Raw genomic sequence first — 16,120 nt, forward strand, 5'->3', positions numbered from 1 at the left:
GTCCGACTGCACTGCAGTCGGGACTGAAGTCCCTCCAACAAGGAGGGGCCGGCGGGCAGCGCTTCCATCGATAGGATCGGAAACACGGTGCAGAAGAACTCGCTGCACCGCGGGCGTTCCGCCACTACACCTTTCCCGCCGCCTCCAGCGCGGCGTACTCGCTGTCGCCGAACAGCCGCGAGCGCACCAGGAAGCGCACGCCCTCGCCGTTCTCCAGGGAGAACATGCCGCCACGCCCAGGCACGACGTCGATGATCAACTGGGTGTGCTTCCAGTAGGCGAACTGCGACGGGCTGATGTAGAACGGCGCCTGCCCGATCTCGCCCAGCAGCACGTCGCGGTCGCCGACGATGAAGTCGTCCTGCGGGTAGCACATCGGCGAGGAACCATCGCAGCAGCCGCCCGACTGATGGAACAGCAGCGCGCCGTGCCGCGCCCGCAGCTTGGCGATCAGCTGCAGGGCCGGCAGCGTCGCCAGCACCTGCGGCGGCAGCGCGTCAGCGGGCGCGGACGCGTCCATCAGGCGGCCATGTCCAGGACGATGCGGCCTTCGATCTTGCCGGCGTGCATGCGCGCGAACACGTCGTTGACGTTGTCCAGAGTGTCGGTGGCCACGGTCGCGGCGACCTTGCCCTGCTCGGCGAATTCCAGCGATTCCTGCAGGTCCAGGCGCGTGCCGACGATCGAGCCGCGCACGGTCACGCCGTTGAGCACCATGCCGAAGATGTCCAGCGGGAACTGGCCCGGCGGCAACCCGTTGAGCGAGACGGTGCCGCCGCGGCGGACCATGCCGATGGCCTGCTCGAACGCCTTCGGCGAGACCGCGGTCACCAGCGCACCGTGCGCGCCACCGATCTCCTTCTTCAGGTACGCGACCGGATCGGTGGTGCGCGCGTTCACCGTCACCGTCGCGCCCAGACGCGTGGCCAGCGCCAGCTTGGCGTCGTCCACGTCGACCGCGGCCACGTTCAGGCCCATCGCCTTGGCGTACTGCACGGCCATGTGGCCGAGACCGCCGATGCCGGAGATCACCACCCAGTTGCCGGGCTTGGTGTCGGTGACCTTCAGGCCCTTGTACACGGTCACGCCGGCGCACAGGATCGGCGCGACCTCGACGAAGCCGATGTTCTTCGGCAGGTGGCCGACGTAGTTGGCATTGGCCAGGGCATATTCGGCGAAGCCGCCGTTGACCGAGTAGCCGGTGTTCTGCTGCGCCTCGCACAGGGTTTCCCAGCCGCCCAGGCAATGCTCGCAATGGCCGCAGGCCGAGTACAGCCACGGAATGCCGACGCGATCGCCTTCCCTGACGTGGTCCACGCCGGCGCCGACCGCCACCACATGGCCCACGCCCTCGTGGCCGGGGATGAACGGCGGGTTCGGCTTCACCGGCCAGTCGCCCTCGGCCGCATGCAGGTCGGTATGGCACACGCCGCAGGCTTCGATCTTGACCAGGATGTCGCCGGCCTGCGGCCGCGGCACCGTCACTTCCTCGATCACCAATGGCTTGCCGAACTCACGCACCACGGCGGCTTTCATCGTCTTGTCCATCGCAACGCTCCGTCTGTTGGTTGTACTTCACGCTACCTATCAGGCAGCGGCGTCGCCTTGATCCAGCGCAAATCGCCGCACTCCGTTCATCCCCGCCGCCGCCGCCCCGCGCAGGCGCCCATCGAACGGACGCGGCTTCTGCGCTACAGTCCGGCTTACACGGTTTTCCGCCCTGCCGGAGACGGGCCGGCGGCGCGGGAATCGCACTGGAGCCATGGAACCCATCGAGGGGCTTCTAACGCGCCATCGGTACACTGCCGTGCCGCGACGTCTCGCTGCCGACGGGACGTGCGCGTTGCCCTGCTGGCCACCGCACTCAAAGGAAAGAACGCCGCCATGCCTCAACGTTTGCTCGCCACCGCCCTGCTGGCGCTGCTGCTGCAAGGCTGCACACCACCGCAGTCCAATGCGTCGGTGACCGCAGCCCCGGCTCCCGCCGCCACCGCAGCCGCCACCACGCCGACAACGCCGCCCGCCGCGCAGGGGGCAGAACGCCCTGCGCTGCCTCCTGGCGCCTGCGACAAGACCCTGGATGGGTTCGGCACGTTCCTCGAGGCAATCGTGAACGATGCGGAGTTGCGTCATGCCTACAGCGCGCCCAAGGTCACCGAGGGTGATCTTCGAGATCCATCCAAAGTGGTGGATCGTCCCAGCGAGCCGTTCCGGCTGACCATGATCGACTATAGCTGGTCCTATGACGAACCCGGTCAGGACCTTAGCAAGCTGCCTCGCGTCAAACTGGACATCAAGCAGGAAGGCGACCGGATGCGCGTGGACTTCGTGAAGGCCGAGTTCTCCGCCGATGACGAACATATCAAGCGCATTGGGGCGCCCGAGGCCTATGTCTTCGACTACACGCAGCATTGCTGGCGGCTGGTCCAGCACTTGCGCTGAGTAGTAAATCGCCCGCTGTGCCGCGGGAGCCGTAATAGGTGAGACCATCGACAAAGGAGAAGGACGATGCCCAAGTACACGATCGTCGAGTCGGTAGGACACAGCGTCCAGTCGGTTCACGACTACGCGGATCTCGAACGCCACCATCCCACCCGGGGCAACGAACGTGGCCGCGTCTATGCGACAGTCAACGGCGAGCGCGAAGAACTGCTCGGTAACTACCGCGGCGCCGCAACCGTTTCGCGCGACGGAGACCATTACGTCTCCAAGGATTTCGTACTCAAGGCTGGCGCCTTGCAGGAAGTGCCTGTTCCGGCTGTCGCGAGCGGGTATATCGGCAAGGTCGATCCACGCGACGGCATCGTGCAGATCTACGACAAGCCCGCCAACGATCCCAGCCGCGAGATGATCGCGCAGTACCGGCATCTTGATCTGCGCAATACCCAACTCGCCTCCGGCGACCGTATCGAGTACGGCCAGTCGGTAGGCATCCAAGGCGGTTTCAACAAGGGCAACCCCACGGCCTTCGGCAAGCACGTGCACCTGGACATCAACACCAGCTACCTGCCGCAGGCCGACCGCTACATCCGCGACATGGACAGCGGCGCGATCACCACCGATCGCCGGCCGCAGGAAGCATCGCCGAATCTCACCGCGGCCGCCAAGGTCGGCGACATTTCCGGCAACGGGCGCACCGTGGCCGCGCCGGGCGGAGTCGCCGCCGCCGGGGCCGCGCCCATGGCCGACGGCATGCTGCGTAAGGAAGAGCGCGGCCCGGAAGTGAAGGCGTTGCAGGAACGCCTCAACCAACTGGGCTATACCGACGCCGAGGGCCGGCCCCTGCGCGCCGACGGCACGTTCGGCGACCGCACCCAGTACGCGGTGGAGGCATTCCAGCGCGACCATCGCCTCGATGTCGACGGGATCGCCGGCAACGACACGCTGCGTGCGCTCAAGACCGCGCAGGCGCAGCGCCGCGATGGCGCCGACGAGCCGGCCGCCCCGCGCACAGGCGATCCCACGCAGCCGCTGTTGTCGGACCAGGCGCATCCGCAGCACGCGATGTATCGGCAAGCGGTCGAAGGCTTGGAGAAACTCGGTCCGGCGGCCGGATTCAAGAACCGCGAGGAACTCGAACGCGCGGCGGGCGCGCTGACCCACGACGCCGCGGTCGGCGGGATGACGCGCATCGACCGCGTGGTGCTCAGCACCAAGGAGGGCGGCCTGATCGCGGTGCAGGAACGCCCCGGCGATCCCGCGCCGAAACGTGCCTACGTGGAACGCGATCAGGCGGTGCAGCAGACCCTGGAGCAATCCACGCGCAAGCTGCACGAGGACATGCCCATTCCCAACGAGCCGCAACCGGCGCGCGAGGAATCGCGCGCCAGGGCGCACTAGCGATTGCCCGCAACTGCGCGTGCCGGCCGGCTGCAGACGCGTGAGCGTACGCAGCGCGGCCGCGCCGGCAACGGCGTGGTCAGGACAAGGTTCCTGCCACGAGACAGGCAGGAATGCCATGGCCGCGATCGCAGCGCCTTCGCGCATCAGAAGAAGCCCAGCGCCTTCGGCGAGTAGCTGACCAGCAGGTTCTTGGTCTGCTGGTAGTGGTCGAGCATCATCTTGTGGTTCTCGCGGCCGATGCCCGACTGCTTGTAGCCGCCGAACGCGGCATGCGCCGGATAGGCGTGGTAGCAGTTGGTCCACACCCGCCCGGCCTGGATCGCGCGGCCCATGCGGTACAGCCGCGCGGCATCGCGGCTCCACACGCCGGCGCCCAGCCCGTACAGCGTGTCGTTGGCGATCGCCAGCGCGTCCGCCTCGTCCTTGAAGGTGGTCACCGACACCACCGGGCCGAAGATCTCCTCCTGGAACACGCGCATCTTGTTGTGCCCCTTGAACACCGTCGGCTTGACGTAGAAGCCGCCGGCCAGCTCGCCATCCAGCGCGTTGCGTTCGCCGCCGATCAGCACCTCGGCGCCTTCCTGCTTGCCGATGTCGATGTAGGACAGGATCTTCTCCAACTGCTCGCTGGAGGCCTGTGCGCCGACCATGGTGTTGGGATCGAGCGGATTGCCCTGCTTGATCGCCGCCACCCGCTTGAGCACCTTCTCCATGAAGCGCTCGTAGATCGATTCCTGGATCAGCGCGCGCGACGGACAGGTGCACACCTCGCCCTGGTTGAAGGCGAACAGCACGAAGCCTTCCACCGCCTTGTCGAGGAAATCGTCGTCCTCGGCCATCACGTCGGCGAAGAAGATGTTCGGCGACTTGCCGCCCAGCTCCAGCGTCACCGGGATCAGGTTCTGGCTGGCGTACTGCATGATCAGCCGGCCGGTGGTGGTCTCGCCGGTGAAGGCGATCTTGGCGATGCGCGGGTTGCTGGCCAGCGGCTTGCCCGCTTCCAGGCCGAAGCCGTTGACCACGTTGAGCACGCCCGGCGGCAGCAGGTCGCCGATCACCTCCATCAGCACCAGGATCGAGGCCGGGGTCTGCTCGGCCGGCTTCATCACCACGCAGTTGCCGGCGGCCAGCGCCGGTGCCAGCTTCCAGCACGCCATCAGCAGCGGGAAGTTCCACGGGATGATCTGGCCGACCACGCCGAGCGGTTCGTGGAAGTGGTAGGCGATGGTGTCGTGATCGATCTCGGAGATGCCGCCTTCCTGCGCGCGCACCGCGCCGGCGAAGTAGCGGAAGTGGTCCACGCACAGCGGCACGTCGGCGTTGAGCGTCTCGCGCACCGGCTTGCCGTTGTCCCAGGTCTCGGCATAGGCCAGCAGCTCCAGGTTCTGCTCGATGCGGTCGGCGATCTTCAGCAGCACGTTGCTGCGCTCGGTGCTGGAGCTCTTGCCCCAGGCGTCCTTGGCGGCGTGCGCGGCGTCCAGCGCCGCCTCGATGTCCTCGGCGTTGGAGCGCGCCACCGCGGTGAATACCTTGCCGGTGATCGGCGTGCTGTTGTCGAAGTACTGCCCGCTCTTCGGCTCCACCCACTTGCCGCCGATGAAGTTGCCGTAGCGCGACTTGAAGATGGACTGCGGATCGGTGGCATGCGGCTTGGCGGTGCTGACGGCGTTCATGGTGTTCTCCTTCGGCGGTCGAGAAGGACAGGGCAGGCCCGTCCGGGTAGCTGCACATGCGCAAGTCCGATGCCAGGTTTTGCGTGCTGCGCCGCGTCACGCGGTCGCACCGCGACACACCGACGCACCCCCTGCGGTTTTGCTGCGTCGCGTCACGTCTGGCGATTGCGCCGCGCCTGCGGATGTGCTGTTTATCGGAACACCCGTATCACCAGGTGTCGCAATCTGCGACAGCGGAGCCGGACATGGCGCAGCACCCCTCGCAACACCAACTCGGCCAGGCCCGCCGGGCCTTCTTCGAACGCGGCGGCGCGCCGGTCGGGCAGGTGCCCGACACCATCCTGCAGTCGTGGCAGCGCTGCCAGCGCCTGGGCCTGGCCGCGGACGCCAAGCCGGCGATCGAACCGCTGGAAGCCTCGCGCCTGCGCGTCCTGCGCGAGGCGCACGAGCGGCTGTGGCGGCTGGCCCGCGCCGAACTGGAAGGCCTGGCCGGCGACGCCGCGGCCACCGGCAGCATCGTGCTGCTCACCGACGAGGCCGGCTGGATCCTCGACGCCGAAGGCAGCCCGCGCTTCCTCGACAAGGCGGGCAGGGTGGCGCTGATGCCCGGCGCATGCTGGAGCGAACCCCAGGTCGGCACCAATGCGATCGGCACCGCCATCGTCGAAAGCCGTTCGGTGGAAGTGCGTGGCGGCGAGCACTATTTCGCCCCGCACCAGATCCTCAGTTGCGCGGCGGTGCCGATCTTCGATCCGTACGGCGCCCTAGCCGGCGTGCTCGACATCTCCGGCGACGCCAGCGTGCAGCACATGCATGCGCTGGCACTGGCGCGGATGGCGGTGGCCAACATCGAACACCGCTATTTCGACGACGGCATCCCCGGCTGCGAACTGCTGCGCGTGCACCACGACCCGGCGCTGCTCGGCACCGCGCGCGAAGCGCTGCTGGCGTTCCGCAACGGCCGCCTGGTGGCCGCCAACCAGGCCGGGTTGCGGCTGTTCGGTCTGGAGCGCCACGAACTCGGCCGCGCGCCCTACGAAGCGCTGTTCGAAGAGCCGCTATCGCGGCTGCGCCAGCAGGGCAGCGTGTTCGACCTGCAGGGGCGGGCGCTGCACGGACGCATCGACAGCCCGGCCGACGATCGTCCGCGGCGACGCCCGCAGCAGGCGCCGATCACCATAACCGCGTCATCGCGGCCTTCGGCGGCGGCGGCGTCCGACGCGCCGCTGTTCGACGCGGCGCAGGAACTGGCGCTGGAACGCGCGCGGCGCGTGCTCGATGCGCAACTGCCGGTGCTGGTGCAGGGCGAGACCGGCACCGGCAAGGAAGTGTTCGCGCGCGAATTGCACCGGCGCAGCGCCCGCGCCGGGCGCCCGTTCGTGGCGGTCAACTGCGCGGCGCTGCCGGAAGGGCTGATCGAAGCGGAACTGTTCGGCTACGAGGACGGCGCCTTCACCGGCGCGCGCAAGCACGGCAACCCGGGCCTGCTGCGCCAGGCCGATGGCGGCGTGCTGTTCCTGGACGAGATCGGCGACATGCCGCTGGCCCTGCAGCCGCGGCTGCTGCGCGTGCTGCAGGAACGCGAATTGCTGCCGCTGGGCGGCGGCAAGCCGGTGAAGCTGGATTTCGCCCTGGTCTGCGCCACCCACCGCGACCTGGACGCGGCGATGGCCGAACAGCGCTTCCGGCCCGATCTGTACTACCGCATCGCCCACCACTGCGTACAGATTCCGGCGCTGCGTGCGCATCCGGACCGACGTGCGCTCGTCGCCGAGCTGTGGGCGCGGCTGGGGCAGGGCAGGCGTCTGACCGAGGCGGCCCTGGCGACGCTGGGCGCCTACGCGTGGCCGGGCAATCTGCGCCAGCTGGTGGCGTGCCTGCGCACCCTGGTGGCGTTGAGCGAAGCGGATGCGCTGGTCGATACCGACGCATTGCCGGCCTACCTGCCCGGCGTGCGCGCGGGAGAGCAGGGCAGCAACGGCGGCACCGCGATGCCGTTGCCCGATGCCGACCTCGATAGTCTCGCGCTCGGCGCCATGCGCCAGGCCCTGGATGCCTGCAACGGCAACGTCTCGCAGGCCGCACGCCGGCTCGGCATCAGCCGCAGCACGCTGTACCGACGGCTGCAGTTGGGGACGCACTGAGGCGGCATATCGCCGGCTGCGCCTTACGCGGTCGTCGACGTCGCACGTCCCGTAGGAGCGGCTTCAGCCGCGACTGGCATGCCCGATGAGGTCGCGTCGCGGCTGAAGCCGCTCCTACAGGACAACAGTGCTTCTTGCCCAGTTTCGACGGATCCCACAGAACGCCGCGTCACGGTTTACCGCCGCTTTCGCATCCACCTTCTCTTTCAAGCAGTACACATCGGCCCACGACTGCCGCGTCCGAACACGGCGAGCAGCGCGCGGTGCTGCCGGCGATGCTCCAGGCTCCTTCGCAACCATGGAGCTTCACATGCAACGCTTGCACGGCAAGATCGCGCTCATCACCGGCGCCAGTTCCGGCATCGGCCACGCCGCCGCGCACCTGTTCGCGCGCGAAGGCGCCTGCGTGGTGCTGGGCGCGCGCCGCGGTGCGCTGCTGCAGACGCTCGCCGCGCAGATCGAGGACGCCGGCGGTCACGCCGCGTGGCTGGCCGGCGACGTCCGCGAGGAGGCCTATGCGCAGGCGTTGGTGGCGCTGGCGAACACGCGCTTCGGCGGGCTGGACATCGGCTTCAACAACGCCGGCACCCTGGGCACGCTGGTGCCGACCACGCAGCTGCAGGCGCAGGCCTGGCGCGACGCGCTCGATACCAATCTCAGCGGCGCATTCTTCGGCGCCAAGCATCAGATTCCGGCGATGCTGGCACGCGGCGGCGGGTCGCTGATCTTCACCTCGACCTTCGTCGGCCACACCGTCGGCTTCCCGTGCACCGCCGCCTATGCCGCCAGCAAGGCCGGCCTGATCGGCCTGACCCAGGCGCTGGCAGCGGAGTTCGGACCGCAGGCGATCCGGGTCAACGCCTTGCTGCCGGGCGGCACGCACACGCCGATGGCGGACGCGATGAACGGCACGCCGGAAGCGCTGGCGCAGGTCGCGCAGCTGCATGCGCTCAAACGCCTGGCGCAGCCGGACGAACTGGCACGGGCCGCGCTGTTCCTGGCCTCGGACGAAGCCGCGTTCGTGACCGGCAGCGCGATGCTGGTCGACGGCGGGGTATCGATCATGCGCAGTTGACGCGGACGGCGGTCGCGATGTCGCCGCGCCCGCACGCTGCGTGGCGAGGCGCACGCTCGCCACCGCGGGCAATGCCCTGCCGCTGCCGACGTCGCGACAGCAGCGGCCGGGCATGCAATCGCTCAGTCGTAGCTGTTGTTCATGCACGGTGAGCTGACCGGCGTCAGCACACTGAAGCTGCTGGCGTACAGCGCGATGATGCAGGTTCCCGGCGCATCGCTCTGCACGTAGTTGCATTGCTTGCTGTTGCGGCTACGCGAGCTGCCGTCGCTCATCTGGAACGACAGGTTCCAGTAGTCGTTGGAGCCGGTCTGCGCCCGCAGGGGCACGGAGGCGATCGTACCGCCCGGCGGCAGCGATGCCGAAGCGGCCGGATCCATGTAGTTGCCGCAGGTGTGCTTGACGCTGACGTTGTTGATCGTCTGGCCGGTGCAATTGACCACCGTGAAGGTGCCTTGGTACGGCGTGGCGCTGACGCCTTCGGCCAACGCGGGTTTGCTCTTGGTGCCGGCGTTGTCGCGGCTGTCGTCGGATGTGCTCATGGTGCGTCTCCTGGAGAGGCGAGGCGGTATGCGGGGGTGGCATTACGCTAGCGCCGCCGCGAAGAACGCCGCCAGCGTCCGCCGCCGGTTCGCGTAGACAGGTGCAGTGCGTTTGGTAGACGACTTGCATGCGCGGCGCAGCGCGTAGACGCGCGGCACCTGGCGTTCGCTCAATCCAGGCGTGGCATCGCCTCCGATGCTTCACACGCGGCTGCCAGGCGCCTTCTTCCGCAGTGCCGCTATCGCGTTCGCCTCGCACTGCATCTGCGCCTCGCACTTGCCGTCGTTCGACGGGTGCAGATGCTGATGGACGCATCGACCGTCATCGGCGTACAGCTGCGGCAGGCCATCGCCGAATGGTCGCCAGAACCAAGCGGGTGCGCAGCCGCCTCGCCACGCAGCCGCGAGCGAAAGCTAGCCCGACCGGCAGGCGTTCGCGGCTAGTACGGCAAGTCCCACTGCAAGCCGACCGTGTAGCTGCGGTCGGGGCCCGGCTCGTAGTAACGGCCGTTGCCGTCGTTGACGATGACCGAGCCGATGTAGCGGCGATCGAACGCGTTGTCGATGCGCGCGAAGGTGCGCAGGGTGCCGTGCGCGGTGGTCCAGCGCCGCGCCGCTTCCAGGTTGAGCAGGGCGTAGCCGGGCGCGGCCTCGCTGGCCAGGTCGTTGACCACGGTGTCGCCGGCGGCCACGCCCTCCACCGCGAATTGCCAGGCGCGCGGCTGCCACTGCCAGCGCGCGAACAGTTGCTGCTGCGGCACGCCGGGCAGGCGCGTGCCGGCGGCCACCACCGCGGTCGGCCTCGCGCAGCCGCTGCTGGCGCAGGTCAGGTAGGCCTGGCGCACCGTCGCCTGCAGCCACGTGTAGGCCACCTGCAGTTGCGCACTGGCGCCCAGCGGCAGGGTCAGGCTGGTCTCGGCGCCCTGGCGGCGGGTGCGGCCGATGTTGCGGTAGGTACTGCGGCCGTTGGTGTTGCTGGCCACCGCCAGCTCGTCCTCGGTGGTGGCGCGGAACAGCGCCGCGTCCCAACGGGCGCCCGCGGCGTTGCGCCACTTCGCGCCCAGTTCCAGGTTCTGGCTGCGCGCGGCGTCCAGGTCCAGCGCCAGGCCGGCGCCGCCGTCGCGGCGGTAGCCCAGCTCGTTGAAGGTCGGGGTCTCGAAGCCGCGCCCGGCCGAGGCGTAGAGCCGCAGGTCGTCGGTGACGCGGAACACCAGCCCGGCCACCGGCGTGGTCGCCGCATAGTCGGTGCGGCCGCTGTCGTCGGGATTGCGGCCGACGATGTAGGCGTCGTTCGAGCGGAACCGCACCTGGCTGTGGCGCAGCCCGGCCAGCAGCGACCAGCGCTCGGCGAACTGCCACCAGGCCTGGGCGAACTGGTCCACGTTCTCCACCCGGTCCTGCTGGTCGCGGCGCAGCCGACCCTTCACCCCCAGCGTGCTGCCGACGAAGTTCTCGTAGCCGGTGCGGTGCTGTTGCTGGCGGTCGGCATTGGCGCCGACGGTGAACTGGAACGGGCGGCCGCCCAGTTCGCCCTGCCAGGCCCAGCGCGCGTCGAGGCCGCCGTAGTCGCCGTCCAGGTCGATCACGCCGCCGGCATTGAGCGGGTTGCTCTGCGCGCCCACCGGGACCGAGAGGTATTGGGTGACGTCGCGGCGCCCGGCGTAGCCCATCAGCCGCCAGGTCTGCTGGTCCACCTGCTGGGTGAAGATCGCGCCGGCCTGCACCTGGCGGGTGGACTTGCGGGTGTCGAACTGGCCGGCGGCGGCAGTGGCCTGGCGCGGGTCGGCGGCGACCTGGGCGCGGCTCAGGCCCAGCGGATCCTGCGCATCGGGCGCCTCCAGCGCGTTGAGCAGCAGGTCCAGGCGCCGCCCGGGCGCCAGGTCGATGCCGATCTTGGCGTTGAAGGTGGTGCGCTGGGCGTGGCTGTGGTCGCGGTAGCCGTCGGTGCTGAAATGGGTGGCCGCCAGGTTGTAGTGGACGTCCCCCTGCTGGCCCAGCGCCTGCGCGCTGAGGGCGGCGGTGCCGTGGCTGCCGATCGCACTGCGCAGCCGCCACGGATCGTCCGGCTGGCCGTCGGCGCTCCACAGCTGCACCACGCCGCCGGAAGAGTTGCCGTACAGCGCCGAGAACGGCCCGCGCAGCACCTCGACGCGCTCGCTGCCGAACAGGTTGAAGTTGGACAGCTGGCCCTGGCCGTCCGGCATCGTCGCCGGGATGCCGTCCAGCAGCAGGCGCACGCCGCGTACGCCGAACGCCGAGCGCGCGCCGAAGCCGCGGATCGACAGCTGGGTGTCCTGCGCATAGTTCTGGCGATCGCGCGCGAGCAGGCCGGGCACCCCGACCAGCGCCTCGGACGCCTGTATGCCGAGGCGGTCGCTGTCGCCCAGGCCGGTGGTGGTCAGCGACGCCGGCAGGTCGAAATCGGCCACGCCGCCGACGCGGGCGGCCTGGACCTGGAGCACTGGCAAGGTGGTGGCCGGCTCCTCGCCGGGAGCGGCGTGGACCAGGGGCGACAGCGCCAGGGCGCAGGCCCCGCAGAGCAGGGCGGAGGGCAGGGAAGATGACATGGCCCATCATCGCCCAACTGCCGCCCGGCCGCACCCGTCCAAGCGCGGCAGCGTTTGTTAGGATGAGGTGTTTGACCGCGCCGGCTCCGGTCCTTCCGGCCCCCACCTCCGCCACCGAACGAGTACCGCCGTGTCCTTCTTTGCAAACGTGGAACAGGTCCCAGGCGACCCGATCCTGGGCCTGACCGAGGCCTACAACGCCGACTCCCGCCCGACCAAGGTCAACCTGGGCGTGGGCATCTACTACGACGAAAACGGCCGCATCCCGCTGCTGCGCGCGGTGCAGCAGATCGAACAGCAACTGGCGCAGGACGCCAGACCGCGCGGCTACCTGCCGATCGACGGCCTGCCGGCCTACGACCTGGCCACGCAGAAGCTGCTGTTCGGCGCCGAGTCGCCGCTGCTGGCCGCCGGCCGCGTCGCCACCTCGCAGACCATCGGCGGCAGCGGCGCGCTGCGCGTGGGCGCGGACCTGCTGAAGAAGCTGCTGTCCACCTCCACCATCGCCATCAGCAACCCGAGCTGGGAGAACCACCGCGCCGTGTTCGGTGCCGCTGGCTTCGACGTGGTCGAGTACACCTATTTCGATCCGGCCAGCCACGGCCTGAACTTCGACGGCATGCTCGCCGACCTGCGCCAGCTCGCCCCCGGCAGCGTGGTGCTGCTGCACGCGTGCTGCCACAACCCGACCGGCGCCGACCTGAGCCAGGCGCAGTGGCGCACCGTGGCCGAGCTGCTGAAGGAACGCAACCTGTTCCCGTTCGTGGACATCGCCTACCAGGGCTTCGACAAGGGCATCGACGCCGACGCCTACGCGGTGCGCCTGCTGGCCGAGGTCGGCATCGACAACTACGTGGTCGCCAGCTCCTACTCCAAGTCGTTCTCGCTGTACGGCGAGCGCGTCGGCGCGCTGTCGGTGGTCTCGGCCAACGCCGCCGAGAGCAAGGCGGTGCAGTCGCAGGTCAAGCGCATCATCCGCACCATCTACTCCAGCCCGTCCACGCACGGCGCCGCGCTGGTCGCCGGGGTGCTCAACAGCCCGGAACTGCGCGCGATGTGGGAGCAGGAACTGACCGAGATGCGCGAGCGCATCCACGCCCTGCGCGCCGGCATGGTGCAGAAGCTGGCCGCCCTCGGCGCGCCGGAGTTCGGCTTCATCCAGCAGCAGGCCGGCATGTTCTCCTACTCGGGCCTGAGCAAGGCGCAGGTGGACCGGCTGCGCGAGGAGTTCGGCATCTACGCGGTCGGCACCGGCCGCATCTGCGTGGCCGCGCTGAGCCAGAAGAACCTGGACTACGTGACCCAGGCCGTGGCGACCGTGCACAAGGGCTGAGTCCCCGCGGTCCCGCGCCGAGCCGGAAGCGCCTGCGCTTCCGGCTTTTTTGTGCCTGCATGGCGACCGTGTCGGCCCGCGCCGGCATGGTCGCGGAACACCGTTGATCGAAATCTGCGGCGCAACCCGCGACAATGGCGGCCCCCTTCTCACGCAAGGCCGTCCTGCCCATGTCGCGAACGTCGCTGACCCGCTTCCTGATCGAAGAACAGCATGCCGGGCGTATCGGCCCGGAGCTGCGCCAGCTCATCACGATCGTGTCCCGCGCCTGCAAGCGCATCTCCATCGCGGTCAGCAAGGGCGCCCTCGGCGGCGTGCTCGGCGATGCCGGCACCGGCAACGTGCAGGGCGAGGCGCAGAAGAAGCTGGACGTGCTCAGCAACGACATCCTGCTCGAAGCCAATGCCTGGGGCGGCCACCTCGCCGCCTGCGCCTCCGAAGAGATGGACCACTGCCAGCCGGTGCCCGACAAGTACCCCAGCGGCGATTTCCTGCTGCTGTTCGATCCGCTGGACGGCAGCTCCAACATCGACGTCAACGTCTCGGTCGGCACCATCTTCTCGGTGCTGCGCGCGCCCCCAGGCACCGACAAGCCCGGCGACGAGCACTTCCTGCAGCCGGGCACCGCGCAGGTCGCCGCCGGCTACTGCATCTACGGCCCCAGCACGATGCTGGTGCTGACCCTGGGCCACGGCACCCACGCCTTCACCCTGGAGCGCGAGGAGGGCAGCTTCCTGCTGACCCAGGCCGACATGCGCATCCCCGAGGACACCGCCGAGTTCGCGATCAACATGTCCAACCAGCGCCACTGGGAAGCGCCGATGCAGCAGTACGTGGCCGACCTGCTGGCCGGCAGCGAGGGCGTGCGCGGCAAGAACTTCAACATGCGCTGGATCGCCAGCATGGTCGCCGACGTGCACCGCATCCTCACCCGCGGCGGCATCTTCATCTATCCCTGGGACAAGAAAGACCCGGGCAAGGCCGGCAAGCTGCGGCTGATGTACGAAGCCAACCCGATGGGCATGCTGGTGGAGCAGGCCGGCGGCGCCGCCAGCACCGGCCGCGCACGCATCCTCGGCCTGCAACCGGAACAGCTGCACCAGCGCGTGCCGGTGTTCCTGGGCTCGAAGAACGAAGTGGCCGAGGCGGTGCGGTATCACCTGGAGCACGACAGCCACCACGGCTGAGCGTGGTGGCGCGGCAGCCGCGCGTCCGGGGACCCCGGACGATGGCGGCTGTCGCCAGCGCTGTCGTATCCTCGGTGCCGCATCGCCGGCATGGTCGCGGTGGGTGCAAGGGGGAGACCGCTACAGGCGGCACATTGCGATTGGGGGGCGAGATCCCCCTGTAGCGGCGCAGTCGCTTCGGGGCGGCGTCTTGGCTCGACGATGTGCGCTCACTGCCACAGCGCCGATGGCGGTAGAAAACTCAAACAGGGGAAATGCAATGAAGCGTGTCATCGGGCTATTGCTGCTGCTCGCCTCGGGTGTGGCCTGTGCCGACACCACGCAGCAGGGGAAGATCACCCGCGTCGTGGTCGAATCCAACTACGCTTCGGTCTGGCTGGAGAACCAACCGACCAACAACGAGTGCGCGTCCGATGGACGCTGGGTGATCGATTTTTCCGCGGACGCCATCGCCAAGGAAAAGTATTCGGCCATTCTCTCCGCCGCCACGTCCAGGACCCAGGTCGTGCTGCAGTACACGACCAGCGAGGGCTGTGGCGGTTTCGGCGCGAAGAAGATCCACTACGTCGATCTGCTGTACTGATCCCCGACGCTTGCCGCGCCCCTGGCCGGGCGCGCGGCGATGCGGCAGGATGCGCCGATCGAGACGAACAGGGAGGTTCCGATGCGCTGGTGCCTGATGCTGGTGGCGATGATGTCGAGCGGAACGCTGTCGGCCGCGGAACCCTTTCGCCTGCAGAACCTCATGCTGCTGCAGCCGGAATCGGTGATGCGCGATCGCGCCGAGAGCGTCGAAGACCTGGCGGCATATGTGAAAGCGCTGAATGCCACGGCGTCGCGCGAACTGGCGCGGGTCGCCACACCCCGACCGGCCGCCGGCTTCGTGGCCGTGGCGGTCCGCCCTGGCGGCCGGTCCCGGATCTGGCTGGATGTGACACCGGCACTGCCCGATGCGGTGGCGAACACGCTGGTCTCCGCTCTGGAGCGGGTACCGCCATTCCAGGCCAAGGGCGGTGCGGTGGTGTTCGCGCTCAACGTCACGCTGTGGGACGCGCCGCCGACCCAGCGCCAAGGTCCATCGCCAGCAGCCTGGCAGCGTGCTGCGGAAGGCGAACAGTCGCCGATCGAAATCGGCGACCTGGTCGATCGGGTCTGGCCAGCGAGTGCGGCGCACTGAGGCGCGGGAGCGGCGCTCGTCATGACGCACGACCGTGCGTCCGCTGCGACACCGCTCCTTTGCGCCGCTGGCGACGTGCCGGCGGTTGCCTCACGCCCTGGCTGCGGTAGGGTAGCGGCGTCCGGCGACAGCAGAGCGCGTTGATCGCCGGCGGTCGTCGCGTGCACCTGGTCGTCCCGGGCGGGAGGAACCCCATGAACCAGACCCTCGTCGTGTTGTTCTTCTTCGCCACCGCACCGGTCGCGCTGATGCCCACGGTCATCGCGCTGTTCACCCGCCACCGCTGGCGGCGGCGGATCGTGCTGGTCAACCTGGCGTTGTGGACGCTGCTGTTCTTCGCCGCCCGCAGCTTCACCCTGTACAACTCCAGCCGCTTCGAGCTGCCGACCCTGCTGGCGCTGGCGGTGTGGCTGGCGCTGTTGGGCATCGCGATCCGCGGCACGCCCGGGTCATCCGAGCGCTCCTAGCCACCGACAGCGCCCGCACGCCTGGTCGGTGCGCGATGGGGCGATCGCGGCGGGGGACCGCTATCGCCCAGGCCGATCTCAAGGCCACGCGGACCGCGCTCGCTGCGCGTTT

General features: G+C 69.1%; 14 protein-coding genes. 9 read left to right on the forward strand and 5 right to left on the reverse strand.

Features of this window, described 5'->3' with window-relative positions; genetic code table 11:
- Positions 1-124: 124 nt before the first annotated feature.
- Positions 125-520: a DUF779 domain-containing protein gene (locus ACHWVH_RS07520; protein ID WP_295911898.1), complete on the reverse strand. Its 396-nt coding sequence runs from the start codon at positions 518-520 to the stop codon at positions 125-127.
- Complete coding sequence (adhP, locus tag ACHWVH_RS07525; protein ID WP_148828231.1) at positions 520-1,548, reverse strand: alcohol dehydrogenase AdhP; 1,029 nt, start codon at positions 1,546-1,548, stop codon at positions 520-522. The genes ACHWVH_RS07520 and adhP overlap by 1 nt, the downstream gene beginning before the upstream one ends.
- Positions 1,549-1,836: 288 nt before the next feature.
- Between adhP and ACHWVH_RS07530 the strand changes: the two genes are divergently transcribed.
- Positions 1,837-2,442 carry a hypothetical protein gene (locus ACHWVH_RS07530; RefSeq protein WP_295928504.1) on the forward strand — a complete coding sequence of 202 codons (606 nt, stop codon included), beginning with the start codon at positions 1,837-1,839 and terminating at the stop codon, positions 2,440-2,442.
- Between the two features lie 66 nt (positions 2,443-2,508).
- The gene (locus ACHWVH_RS07535; RefSeq protein ID WP_295928505.1) at positions 2,509-3,840 is read left to right on the forward strand and encodes a peptidoglycan-binding protein; all 1,332 of its coding nucleotides are present in this window, start codon (positions 2,509-2,511) and stop codon (positions 3,838-3,840) included.
- A 146-nt stretch (positions 3,841-3,986) separates the two neighbouring features.
- Here ACHWVH_RS07535 and adh read toward each other — a convergent pair whose 3' ends face one another.
- On the reverse strand, positions 3,987-5,516 hold the full coding sequence (gene adh / locus ACHWVH_RS07540) for an aldehyde dehydrogenase (RefSeq protein ID WP_017914593.1): 1,530 nt from the start codon (positions 5,514-5,516) through the stop codon (positions 3,987-3,989).
- A 245-nt stretch (positions 5,517-5,761) separates the two neighbouring features.
- On the opposite strand from adh, the gene ACHWVH_RS07545 reads away from it, so the two are divergent.
- Entirely contained in the window at positions 5,762-7,660 is a 1,899-nt protein-coding gene (locus ACHWVH_RS07545; RefSeq protein ID WP_295957296.1) for a sigma-54-dependent Fis family transcriptional regulator, read from the forward strand.
- Positions 7,661-7,970: 310 nt separating this feature from the next.
- Positions 7,971-8,735: an SDR family oxidoreductase gene (locus ACHWVH_RS07550; protein ID WP_295936198.1), complete on the forward strand. Its 765-nt coding sequence runs from the start codon at positions 7,971-7,973 to the stop codon at positions 8,733-8,735.
- 122 nt (positions 8,736-8,857) lie between these two features.
- Here the strand turns inward: ACHWVH_RS07550 and ACHWVH_RS07555 are convergent, their stop codons facing one another.
- Both ACHWVH_RS07555 and ACHWVH_RS07560 read right to left on the reverse strand, forming a co-directional pair.
- On the reverse strand, positions 8,858-9,277 hold the full coding sequence (locus ACHWVH_RS07555; RefSeq protein WP_017910076.1) for a hypothetical protein: 420 nt from the start codon (positions 9,275-9,277) through the stop codon (positions 8,858-8,860).
- A 440-nt stretch (positions 9,278-9,717) separates the two neighbouring features.
- Entirely contained in the window at positions 9,718-11,844 is a 2,127-nt protein-coding gene (locus ACHWVH_RS07560) for a TonB-dependent receptor family protein (RefSeq protein WP_394686927.1), read from the reverse strand.
- Between the two features lie 130 nt (positions 11,845-11,974).
- Here ACHWVH_RS07560 and ACHWVH_RS07565 point away from each other — a divergent pair, with 130 nt between their 5' ends.
- The 5 genes from ACHWVH_RS07565 (at position 11,975) to ACHWVH_RS07585 (ending at position 16,008) form a co-directional block, all read left to right on the forward strand.
- On the forward strand, positions 11,975-13,177 hold the full coding sequence (locus ACHWVH_RS07565; protein WP_026144580.1) for an amino acid aminotransferase: 1,203 nt from the start codon (positions 11,975-11,977) through the stop codon (positions 13,175-13,177).
- A 170-nt stretch (positions 13,178-13,347) separates the two neighbouring features.
- The gene (locus tag ACHWVH_RS07570) at positions 13,348-14,364 is read left to right on the forward strand and encodes a class 1 fructose-bisphosphatase (RefSeq protein WP_017910079.1); all 1,017 of its coding nucleotides are present in this window, start codon (positions 13,348-13,350) and stop codon (positions 14,362-14,364) included.
- A 259-nt stretch (positions 14,365-14,623) separates the two neighbouring features.
- Positions 14,624-14,947: a hypothetical protein gene (locus ACHWVH_RS07575; protein WP_267084872.1), complete on the forward strand. Its 324-nt coding sequence runs from the start codon at positions 14,624-14,626 to the stop codon at positions 14,945-14,947.
- 81 nt (positions 14,948-15,028) lie between these two features.
- Positions 15,029-15,541: a hypothetical protein gene (locus ACHWVH_RS07580; RefSeq protein ID WP_394686928.1), complete on the forward strand. Its 513-nt coding sequence runs from the start codon at positions 15,029-15,031 to the stop codon at positions 15,539-15,541.
- A 194-nt stretch (positions 15,542-15,735) separates the two neighbouring features.
- A complete protein-coding gene (locus tag ACHWVH_RS07585) occupies positions 15,736-16,008 on the forward strand; it encodes a hypothetical protein (RefSeq protein WP_267123228.1) in 273 nt (90 codons plus the stop codon).
- Positions 16,009-16,120 lie beyond the last annotated feature (112 nt).

This window comes from uncultured Xanthomonas sp., from assembly GCF_964278005.1.
Lineage (GTDB): Bacteria > Pseudomonadota > Gammaproteobacteria > Xanthomonadales > Xanthomonadaceae > Xanthomonas_A > Xanthomonas_A sontii.

Bases quoted from the DNA above. Each gene is read 5' to 3' on its own strand.
- adhP (WP_148828231.1), bottom strand. From the start codon at position 1,548: ATGGACAAGACGATGAAAGCCGCCGTGGTGCGTGAGTTCGGCAAGCCA.
- ACHWVH_RS07545 (WP_295957296.1), top strand. From the start codon at position 5,762: ATGGCGCAGCACCCCTCGCAACACCAACTCGGCCAGGCCCGCCGGGCC.
- ACHWVH_RS07570 (WP_017910079.1), top strand. From the start codon at position 13,348: ATGTCGCGAACGTCGCTGACCCGCTTCCTGATCGAAGAACAGCATGCC.
- ACHWVH_RS07560 (WP_394686927.1), bottom strand. From the start codon at position 11,844: ATGTCATCTTCCCTGCCCTCCGCCCTGCTCTGCGGGGCCTGCGCCCTG.
- adh (WP_017914593.1), bottom strand. From the start codon at position 5,516: ATGAACGCCGTCAGCACCGCCAAGCCGCATGCCACCGATCCGCAGTCC.
- ACHWVH_RS07520 (WP_295911898.1), bottom strand. From the start codon at position 520: ATGGACGCGTCCGCGCCCGCTGACGCGCTGCCGCCGCAGGTGCTGGCG.
- ACHWVH_RS07585 (WP_267123228.1), top strand. From the start codon at position 15,736: ATGAACCAGACCCTCGTCGTGTTGTTCTTCTTCGCCACCGCACCGGTC.
- ACHWVH_RS07575 (WP_267084872.1), top strand. From the start codon at position 14,624: ATGAAGCGTGTCATCGGGCTATTGCTGCTGCTCGCCTCGGGTGTGGCC.
- ACHWVH_RS07555 (WP_017910076.1), bottom strand. From the start codon at position 9,277: ATGAGCACATCCGACGACAGCCGCGACAACGCCGGCACCAAGAGCAAA.
- ACHWVH_RS07580 (WP_394686928.1), top strand. From the start codon at position 15,029: ATGCGCTGGTGCCTGATGCTGGTGGCGATGATGTCGAGCGGAACGCTG.
- ACHWVH_RS07535 (WP_295928505.1), top strand. From the start codon at position 2,509: ATGCCCAAGTACACGATCGTCGAGTCGGTAGGACACAGCGTCCAGTCG.
- ACHWVH_RS07550 (WP_295936198.1), top strand. From the start codon at position 7,971: ATGCAACGCTTGCACGGCAAGATCGCGCTCATCACCGGCGCCAGTTCC.